The sequence below is a fragment of the uncultured Acidovorax sp. genome, assembly GCF_964021665.1.
GTDB lineage: Bacteria > Pseudomonadota > Gammaproteobacteria > Burkholderiales > Burkholderiaceae_C > Acidovorax > Acidovorax temperans.
In genome coordinates this window covers 1-6962 of the sequence record NZ_CAXIAK010000130.1, presented here as the reverse complement: position 1 = coordinate 6962, position 6962 = coordinate 1, and the positions used below count along the sequence as shown (strand labels likewise).

Sequence of the window (6962 nt, the reverse complement as noted above, 5' to 3'; positions counted from 1 at the left end):
GAACTCATCGGCTGTGTGCTCGCCGTACACCCCTGGCTCCAGCGTGTAGGTGTAGCCGCCGGTGCGCAGGCGCGCCATGGCAGCATCGATCAGGGCGGCGGTATCGTCGCCCGCCAGGGCCGGGTCGGCGCGCATTTGCGCTGCCAGGGCCAGGGTGCGTGGATTGAAGCCTGGCGGCAGGGCCGTGAACTCACGCAGCTGTCGCACGGATGCCGTGGGGCCGTGGCGGAATTCCGGGTAGCTTTCAGCCCGGTAGCGCACCACATCGGTGACCGGGCGTGTGGTCATCCATTGCAGATCCTGCGTCATGTAGGTGGGGTTGCCGGGCAGTTCTGGGGCTTTTGGGGTGGATTCCAGCACCATCAGCCAGGGGCGCTTGTGCGGCTCCAGGGTCACTTCGTAACGAAGCGCGGGGCCTTGCACCTGCAGGTTGGCGGGCAGGGCGGCTCGTGCCGCCCAACTGCTGTCTTCACGAAACGGCTCGGCCCGCCATTCACGCCCATCAAACCCGGATAGCACGGGCCCGCGAAAGTAGAGGGACGACGCGGGTGGAGTCGCTTGCGCCAGGTCGTCGAACTTGATGCGAAAGGCTATGGCATCGCTGAGCGCAAGTTCGGCAATCGTTCCCACTTGCATGGACCCCGACAGCCCCGTTCGGCCGACCATCTGATCGCCCGGCACCCCCCACAGCGGCGCCATACGCGGGAAGAACACGAACAGCGCCGCCATGATGGGCGCCCCCAGCAGCGCCATGGTGAACGCGGTGCGAAACGCCTGCGCGAGTGGGGGGCGGCCCACTGGCATGTGGGCGTTGACCAGCGCGGTGAGCATGCCCAGCAGTGCGAGCAGCATGGCCACAGCGGTCAGCAGCGACTGCGAGTTGAAAAAGCTGCTGATCATGGTGAAGAAGCCCAGGAAGAAGATGACCAGCGCATCGCGACGGGCCCGCAATTCCAGGGTTTTCAGGGCCAAGAGGGCAATCACCAGCGTCACCCCTGCTTCGCGGCCCACAAACGTGCCGTGCGAAAAAACGGTGCCTGCCAAAGCCAGGGGGGCCAGCAGGCCGGAACTGATCCAGCGGCTGGGCAGGGGGCGGCTGTGCCAGGCCAGCCACCCGCGCCACACCAGCACCCCAGCCGCGAGCAGCGTGGTCCACACCGGCAGGGTGGGGACTTGCGGTGCGATCACCCAGGCAATCAACACTAGCAAAAACAGCGTGTCGCGCGCGTCGCGTGGCAATTGGGCCAGGGTTTGGCGCAGCGAGGCGCCGCTCTTGATGCTGGAAAGGCTGCTCATTCGGTCACCTCGCAAATGGCAGGCCCAATGGAGGCAGGCGGTATGGCGCTATAAAAAGATGAGCTGCTTGCGCTTTTGCAGAGGGCGTTAGAGGCAGTTTTCATGCTTTACTCCAACCAATGACCGGCGGGACACGGCGAATACCGTTCAGCACAGCGCCAACGCTTCCAGGCATTGCACGCGGTGGGCTGCACCGTTGGCTGGCGGGATTTCTCGCCCGGGCACACGCAGGCCGTAGTCCAGGCCCAGCCGGTCGGCTTGCAACACCCAAGCGGTGACGCGTGAGATGCGGGCTTCCAGGTCGGGCAACTGGGCATGGGCCACGTCCAGCCACAGTTCCTGCCGGTGGCTTTGTTGCGCGTCGCGGCTGACCAGATCGTCAGCTCCGCTGCCCAGGGATTTGGCGGCTTTTTTCCAGACCACGAGCTTGAGAGGATCCCCACGGCGGTAGGCTCGCACGCCGTCAAACTCACCGATGCCTTGGCTGGTGGCGTGGCCCTTGCCCGTGGCGCGGGGCTCTCCCGCTGGCAATGGCGGCGGGGTGGATTCGGGGGCCGGATACACCAGCAGCTGGGCGGCCGGCCGCCAGTAGGTCCAGACGCGGAAGGTGCCCAGCGGAAAGCGCGTCTCGGCCGTCAGGGTAGGCACGGGATGCAGGCCTCGCCGTTGGGGTTGAAAGGCAACGTGCACCACGGCTTGCCCTTGTGCGGGAACGTCCGTCCAGGCCCAGTGGTGGTCTGCGGGGGACGATGGGTCATCGCCACTGTGCACGGCGATGCCAATGCCATACCGTGGGGTGGAGCGCTGGCTGGTGAGTTGCACCTCCAGCGCCGCGCTGCTGCCCATGAATTGCGGTTGGGGCTGCTTCAAATGCAGGGTCAGCCCGCGCAGCGTAGCGTGGCTGATGTGCATGCCAATCACGGCGCTGCCCGCCAGCATGAAGGTGAACAGGTAGCCCAGGTTGAGCTGGAAGTTGATGGAGGCAATGAGCAGCACCACCAGCGTCACCGCCAGCATCCATCCCGGGCCGGTGGGCAGGATGTAGACGTTGCGCTGTGTCAGCTCCAGCGTGTCGGTACGTTTGAGGCGCCCCTGCCACCATGCGCGAATGCGCCGCCGCAGTGCGGCGGCGGGTGACCAGCTTGCCAGCCAGCCCGGGGCGGAGGGGGGAGGGGCAGTGGAGGCCATCACGCAAGCGCAACCGCATCCACCATGGCGCGTACCTGCTCCACGGCGCCGCGTCCGGCGTCACGCACGGGTACCAGCCGGTGGGCAATGGTTTGGGGTAGCACGGCTTGCACGTCATCGGGTGCTACGTAGTCGCGCCCGCTGATCAGCGCCTGCGCCTTGGCCGCACGCATGAGCGCAATGCCTGCGCGCGGCGATAGACCTTGCAAAAACCACTTGCCCGAGCGGGTGGCATCCACCAGGTCCTGCACGTAATTCAGCAGGGCGTCTGACGTGTGCACGGCCAGCACCTGGCGTTGCAGTTCGGCCAGTTCGTGCGGTGTGAGCAAGGCGGGCAGGGTGTCCACCATGTCGCGGCGGTCGGAGCCTGCCAGCAGCAGGCGCTCGGCAGCCCGGTCGGGGTAGCCGATGGAGATGCGCATCAAAAAACGATCCAGTTGCGATTCAGGCAGTGCAAAGGTGCCCAGCTGGTCTTGCGGGTTTTGCGTGGCAATCACAAAGAACGGATGGGGCAGGGGGCGGGTGGCGCCTTCCACCGACACCTGCTTTTCCTCCATGGCCTCCAGCAGCGCGCTTTGCGTCTTGGGGCTGGCGCGGTTGATTTCATCGGCCAGCAGCACCTGCGCGAACACGGGGCCGGGATGGAACACGAAGGATTCCTTGCCGCGCTCATAGACAGACACGCCGGTGAGGTCGCTGGGCATCAGGTCGGCCGTGAATTGCACGCGCGAGAACTGCAGGCCAAAGGTGCGCGACAGCGCATGGGCCAGCGTGGTCTTGCCCACCCCCGGAACGTCCTCGATGAGCAAATGCCCCCCGGCCAATAGGCAAGCGACGCAGTCTTGTACCTGGGCCTTTTTCCCCACGATCACCGTGTTAAGCTGATCCAGAAGCGAGTTGATTTTGTGCTGTGCATCCATGGCACAACGTTATCCGAAAAACTCTGAATCAATCGAGACACGGGGACAAGACTGTGAGCAAGACGGGCTATTTCACGCACAGGGATTGTTGGAAACACGAAATGGGCCCTGGCCACCCGGAATGCCCGGAGCGGCTGGATGCCATTGAAGACCGCTTGCTGGTCACCGGAGTGGGGGATGCGCTGGAGCGTTTTGAAGCCCCCGAAGCCGCCCTGGCCGACATTGAACTGGCTCACGACCGGATGTACGTGGCTGCGCTGCGGGGCATGTCAGATCGGCTGAATGAAGAACTGATGGCGGGCGGCCCTAATTACGCGCAGCTCGACACCGACACCTCCATCAACGCGCACACCTGGAAGGCCGCCCTGCGCGCTGCGGGCGCCGCCCTGGCCGCCACCGATGCCGTGATGGCCGGCGAGCTGGAAAACGCCTTTTGCGCGGTGCGCCCCCCAGGCCACCACGCTACCCGCAGCAAGGCCATGGGTTTTTGCTTTTTCAACAACGTTGCGGTGGCTGCCAAATACGCGCTGCAGCGCTACAACCTGCACCGCGTGGCGGTGGTGGACTTTGATGTGCACCACGGCAACGGCACCGAGGACATCCTGGCGGGCGACTCGCGCGCCCTCATGGTCAGCATCTTCCAGCACCCTTTCTACCCTTACAGCGGCGACGTCGATCCGGCGCCCAACATGGTCAATGTGCCTGTGGCGGCGTACACCCGGGGCATGGACATCCGCGAAATCATCGAGATGATGTGGATTCCAAGGCTGGAGGCGTTCAAGCCCGAGATGATTTTCGTGAGCGCGGGCTTTGACGCGCACCGCGAGGACGACATGGGCCAGCTCGGGTTGACCGAGCAGGACTACACCTGGATCACCCAGCGCATCAAGGACATTGCACGCCGCTATTCCAAGGGGCGCATTGTTTCTTGCCTGGAGGGTGGCTATGTCATGGGCCCGCTGGCGCGCAGCGTGGAAGCGCACCTGCGCGTACTGGCTGATTTGTGACGTATTCCCTGGGGTAACAGGCGTTGCGCCCCGGGTCCCCTTGCGGTGCTCGCCATACTGCTGCTGCTTGGCCGATGAAAGCAAAACATGACAACAACGACTTCGAACGATGTACTCCAGGTCACCCGTGATGCGCGCGGCGTGGTCACCCTGACTCTGAACGACCCTGCCCGCTTCAACGCCTTGGGCAGTGAAATGCTCACGGCGTTGCAGCAGGCGCTGGATGATGTGGCGCGGGACGACACTGCGCGCGTGGTGGTGCTGGCTGGCTCTGGCAAGGCCTTTTGTGCGGGTCACAACCTCAAGGACATGGCCGCCAACCCCGAGCTGGCTTACTACCAAAAGCTGTTTGCACAGTGCAGCCGCATGATGCTGGCCATTCACAAGCTGCCTGTGCCCGTGATCGCACGCGTGCACGGCATGGCGACAGCGGCGGGTTGTCAGCTGGTGGCCCAGTGCGACCTGGCCGTGGCGGCAGAAGAGGCCAGCTTCGCCACCAGTGGCATCCACTACGGTCTGTTTTGCGCCACGCCCAGTGTGCCGCTGGTGCGCAACGTGCCCGCCAAGCGCGTCATGGAAATGCTGCTCACCGGTGATTTCATTGACGCACGCACCGCTTTGGCACAGGGCTTGGTCAACCGGGTGGTGGCTGCCGACGCGCTGGATGCCGAAGTGGAAAAGATTGTTCATTCCATTCTGGAAAAGCCCCGCACCGCAGTGGCCATGGGCAAGGCCCTCGTGTACCAGCAGCGCGAGCTGGGGCTGGAAGCCGCCTACCAGCTGGCAGGCCAAACCATGGCCTGCAACATGATGGACGCTGCCGCCCAGGAGGGCGCCCGTGCATTCGCTGAAAAACGCACACCGGAGTGGAAGCGCTGATGGCGATGGATACAGGCGACTTTCTGCTGGATGACGTAGGCCAGTGGCTGGGGGCCTTTGCGTCCCCTACGGTGTTGATTGAATTGGCCAGCCTGCTGGTGTGTGTGGGGCTGGCCTGGGTGGTGGTGGCAGGGCTGCGACGTGGGTTCCACCATGAAGGGCACCGTTCCATCCTGTTTGGCCACCGGGTGATAGACGGTGCCTTGTTCCCCATCGTGTTGCTGGCGTTTGGCTATGTGGCGCGTACCCTGTTGATCAAGTGGGTGCCGCTGACCGTGTTCAAGGTGGCGATTCCGGTGCTGGTCTCGCTCGTGGTCATCCGCATCGGCGCCAAAGTGCTGCAGGTGGCCTTTCCCCAGTCGGCCTGGGTCAAGCCGATCGAGCGCTCGATTTCCTGGCTGGCATGGATGGCTATGGTGCTCTGGGTTACGGGCCTGCTGCCGCGGGTGCTGGGCGAGATGGAGCAGATCCACTGGAAGGTGGGCAACGTCACCCTGAGCCTGCGCACCATGGTGGAGGGGGCTTTGACGGCGGGCGCGGTGCTGCTGCTCACCCTGTGGGTGTCCGCCGCCATTGAGTCGCGGCTGCTGCGCTCGGCCACCGGCGCCGAGTTGTCGCTGCGCAAGGCCATCAGCAATGCGCTGCGGGCCCTGATGGTGTTCTTCGGCCTCATCGTCTCGATGTCTGCGGTGGGCATCGACCTCACGGCCTTGTCGGTGCTGGGCGGTGCGGTGGGGGTGGGGATTGGTCTGGGCTTGCAGAAGCTGGCCGCCAACTATGTCAGCGGCTTTGTGATCTTGACCGAGCGCAGCATGCGCATTGGTGACAACGTGCGGGTGGATAACTTTGAAGGCCGCATCACCAACATCAACGCGCGGTACACGGTGGTGCGTTCTTCTGCCGGGCGCGAATCGATCGTTCCCAATGAAATGATGATCACCCAGCGCGTGGAAAACCTGTCGCTGGCCGACCCACGGGTGTGGCTTTCCACGGTGGTGAGTGTGGCTTACGACAGTGATGTGGACCTGGTGATCCGTCTGCTCACCGAGTCTGCCCTGGCCAGCAGCCGCGTGCTGCGCGATCCAGCCCCCTCGGCGGCGCTGTCGGCCTTTGGTGCCGATGGTCTGGAGTTCACGGTCGGCTTCTGGATTGCCGACCCCGAAAACGGCACTTTGGGTCTGCGCTCAGACATCAACCGCGCCATTTTGGCGGCGCTGCGGGCGCACAAGATCGACATTCCATTTCCGCAGCGGGTTATGCATGTGCAAGTGGAGGGCAGCCTGCCTGCGGCGGGCCCCTCCGTTGCGGATTTGGCGGGCGTTGCCATGTCGGGCGAACGGGGGCAATGACCCCGCCGCGCGCAGGGTGCCGAAAACTTTTGCGGTGTGGGCGGTTTGCTGGCCTATAATCCAGAAAAAGCACGGTCGTTCGTTTTTGAGATTTGCTGCATTGGTGCGTACTTTTTGACAGGTTCGCTGCAGTGCGACATAGAATGTTCCGGTTTACGTAAACGTCAATTCAACCAACTCTCTAGGAGCCGCAGCAATGAAGGTTTTGGTCCCTGTCAAGCGCGTGGTGGACTACAACGTGAAGGTCCGCGTGAAGTCGGACAACACGGGTGTGGACATCGCCAACGTGAAGATGAGCATGAACCCCTTTGACGAAATCGCCG

At 63.8% G+C, this 6962-nt stretch carries 6 protein-coding genes and 1 pseudogene; 4 read left to right on the top strand and 3 right to left on the bottom strand.

Annotated elements, in window-relative coordinates:
* The 3 genes from AADJ04_RS17195 to AADJ04_RS17185 form a co-directional block, all read right to left on the bottom strand.
* Positions 1-1296 (bottom strand): DUF3488 domain-containing protein (locus AADJ04_RS17195; RefSeq protein ID WP_341240357.1); only part of this gene is annotated, 1296 nt, incomplete at its 3' end.
* Between the two features lie 147 nt (positions 1297-1443).
* On the bottom strand, positions 1444-2484 hold the full coding sequence (locus tag AADJ04_RS17190; protein ID WP_142084704.1) for a DUF58 domain-containing protein: 1041 nt from the start codon (positions 2482-2484) through the stop codon (positions 1444-1446).
* Positions 2484-3404: a MoxR family ATPase gene (locus AADJ04_RS17185; RefSeq protein ID WP_273623114.1), complete on the bottom strand. Its 921-nt coding sequence runs from the start codon at positions 3402-3404 to the stop codon at positions 2484-2486. The genes AADJ04_RS17190 and AADJ04_RS17185 overlap by 1 nt, the downstream gene beginning before the upstream one ends.
* A 101-nt stretch (positions 3405-3505) precedes the next feature.
* Between AADJ04_RS17185 and AADJ04_RS17180 the strand changes: the two genes are divergently transcribed.
* The 4 genes and pseudogenes from AADJ04_RS17180 to AADJ04_RS17165 form a co-directional block, all read left to right on the top strand.
* Positions 3506-4411, top strand: a complete 906-nt coding sequence (locus tag AADJ04_RS17180) for a histone deacetylase family protein (protein ID WP_066690081.1) — start codon at positions 3506-3508, stop codon at positions 4409-4411.
* Positions 4412-4498: 87 nt separating this feature from the next.
* Positions 4499-5290: an enoyl-CoA hydratase gene (locus AADJ04_RS17175; RefSeq protein ID WP_341240356.1), complete on the top strand. Its 792-nt coding sequence runs from the start codon at positions 4499-4501 to the stop codon at positions 5288-5290.
* Between the two features lie 5 nt (positions 5291-5295).
* Entirely contained in the window at positions 5296-6639 is a 1344-nt protein-coding gene (locus tag AADJ04_RS17170) for a mechanosensitive ion channel domain-containing protein (RefSeq protein WP_341240358.1), read from the top strand.
* A 196-nt stretch (positions 6640-6835) separates the two neighbouring features.
* Positions 6836-6962, top strand: a pseudogene (locus AADJ04_RS17165) (electron transfer flavoprotein subunit beta/FixA family protein); the annotation flags it as partial.

What these genes read in the sequence shown, in the direction of transcription:
- AADJ04_RS17175 (WP_341240356.1), top strand. Translation starts at nt 4,499, where the DNA reads ATGACAACAACGACTTCGAACGATGTACTCCAGGTCACCCGTGATGCG.
- AADJ04_RS17170 (WP_341240358.1), top strand. Translation starts at nt 5,296, where the DNA reads ATGGATACAGGCGACTTTCTGCTGGATGACGTAGGCCAGTGGCTGGGG.
- AADJ04_RS17190 (WP_142084704.1), bottom strand. Translation starts at nt 2,484, where the DNA reads ATGGCCTCCACTGCCCCTCCCCCCTCCGCCCCGGGCTGGCTGGCAAGC.
- AADJ04_RS17185 (WP_273623114.1), bottom strand. Translation starts at nt 3,404, where the DNA reads ATGGATGCACAGCACAAAATCAACTCGCTTCTGGATCAGCTTAACACG.
- AADJ04_RS17180 (WP_066690081.1), top strand. Translation starts at nt 3,506, where the DNA reads ATGGGCCCTGGCCACCCGGAATGCCCGGAGCGGCTGGATGCCATTGAA.